General features: G+C 63.9%; 1 protein-coding gene. It reads left to right on the top strand.

From position 1 onward, the window contains the following. Window positions 1-2256: condensation domain-containing protein (locus tag XpruCFBP8353_RS22935; RefSeq protein ID WP_157935135.1), on the top strand; the 2256-nt coding region annotated here is incomplete at both ends.

Raw genomic sequence — 2256 nt, 5'->3', positions numbered from 1 at the left:
GGCAAGCTCGATCGCCGCGCACTGCCGGCAGCGGATGCCGATGCGCTCGCCGTGCAAGCCTACGTTGCCCCGGAAGGCGAACGCGAACGCTTGCTGGCGGCCCTGTGGAGCGAGTTGCTCGGCGTCGAACGCGTCGGCCGCCACGACAGCTTCTTCGCGCTCGGCGGCCATTCGTTGCTGGCGATCACCTTGATCGAGCGCCTGCGCCGGCATGCATGGCAATTAGACGTGCGTGCTTTGTTCAACTCGCCAACGCTCGTCGGTCTGGCCAGCACGCTTACCTTGGTCTCCACGGTTGTTATTCCGCCCAACCGTATCCAACCGGACTGCAACCGCATCAGTCCCGAGTTGCTGCCGCTGGTCCAGATGACGCAATCCGACATCGACGCAGCTGTAGACACTGTCGATGGCGGCGCGGCCAACGTGCAGGACATCTATCCGCTGGCGCCGTTGCAGGAAGGCCTGCTGTTCCATCACCTGGCAAGCGCCGAAGGCGATGCCTACCTCAACATCAGCGTACTGGCCTTCGATACCCGCGTGCAGCTGGACGCATTCGTCGGCGCGCTGGAGGCGGTCATCGCCCGCCATGACATCCTGCGCACCGGCATCGTCTGGCGCGGCTTGGCCGCTCCGGTGCAGGTCGTCTGGCGGCATGCGTCACTACCGCTGCACGAACTGACAATCGCTGAGCCGGATGTGCTGGATGCACTGCGCCTGCGCATCGATCCTGGCAGCTACCGCATGGATGTCAGCCGGGCACCGTTGATCCACGCGCATGCGGCCGAAGATCCTGCACACACACGCTGGTTACTCGGTCTGCAGACGCATCACCTGGTCATCGACCACACCACCCTGGAGCTGTTGGTCGCCGAAGTGCAGGCGCATCTGCAGGGCCGGCAGGACCAATTGCCCGCGCCGCTAGCGTTCCGCAACTTCGTTGCGCACGCCAAGCTGGGCGTGAGCGACGACGAACATCGCGCTTTTTTCACTCGACAGCTAGGCGACGTTGATACTCCAGCCATGCCGTTCGGGTTTCAGGGCGCACAGAGCAACGGCACCAGCATCGAACAAGCCAACATCCGGCTGCCGGCAGCGCTATGCAACGCCTTGCGGATGCGCGCACGCCAACTCGATGTCAGCCCAGCCAGCGTGTTCCATCTGGCTTGTGGTCTGGTTCTGGCGCAGGCCAGCGGCCAGGACGACGTAATCTTCGGCACTGCGTTGTTCGGTCGTATGCATGCAGGCAGTGGCGCCGATCGTGTACTGGGCATGTTCCTCAATACGCTGCCCATCCGTTTGCAGCGCGACGGTCGCGGCGTCGCCGATGCGGTCCGCCAGACCCAGCAGCAGCTCGCGCAACTGCTTCATCACGAACATGCGCCGCTTGCGCTGGCCCAGCGCTGCAGCGGTATCGCGGCGCCCGCACCGTTGTTCACCACCCTTTTTAATTACCGGTACGCCGGTGGTGGCGCAGCGCAGGCGCCTGTCGAGACAAATCTGCAAGGGCTGGAACTGCAGGCGGTGATCCTGCAGGAACGCACCCACTATCCGTTGACGCTTTCGGTCGACGACATCGCCGCCGACGGAGGCTTCGCGGTGGAGGTACAGGCCGACCATCACATCGGTGCCGGGCGCGCGGCAGCCATGCTGTTGCAGGCCGTGCAGGCGCTGCTCCAGGCACTGGAACAGTCGCCGGACACCGCGCTGCATGCGCTGGATTTGCTACCCGTCGACGAACGCGCGCAGTTGCACACGTTCAACGCCACAGATGCCGATCTCGGTGGCAGCGGCTATCTGCATCGTGCAATCGAAGCACAAGCCCAACGCACGCCGCAGGCTGTTGCTTTGGTGGAAGGTGAGGTCGAACTGAGCTACGCCGCGCTCGACGCGCGTGCCAACCAGTTCGCCCATCATCTGCTTTCTCTCGGTGTGGTACCCGAAGATCGCGTAGCCGTGTGCTTGCCACGCAGTATCGATCTGGTTGTCGCGCTGCTTGCAGTGCTCAAGGCCGGCGCGGCTTATCTGCCGCTGGAAACAGATGTACCGCCCGCACGCCTGGACGACATGCTCGCCGATGCGCAGCCCGTTGTGCTGCTTGCACATCGCGCTACTGCTGCGCTGCTGGCACAACGTAACGACCTGCAAGCAGTGTTGCTGGATAGCGACGAGGCTCCTTGGAACAGCGCGTCCACGCAGGCTCCCATCGTGTCGACGTTGTACCCACAACATCCGGCCTACGTCCTCTACACCTCCGGC

This window comes from Xanthomonas prunicola, from assembly GCF_002846205.1.
In the GTDB taxonomy this organism is placed as follows: Bacteria; Pseudomonadota; Gammaproteobacteria; order Xanthomonadales; family Xanthomonadaceae; genus Xanthomonas; species Xanthomonas prunicola.
Note: the sequence above shows the minus strand (reverse complement) of the source record. Positions and strands in the feature narration are given on the sequence as shown.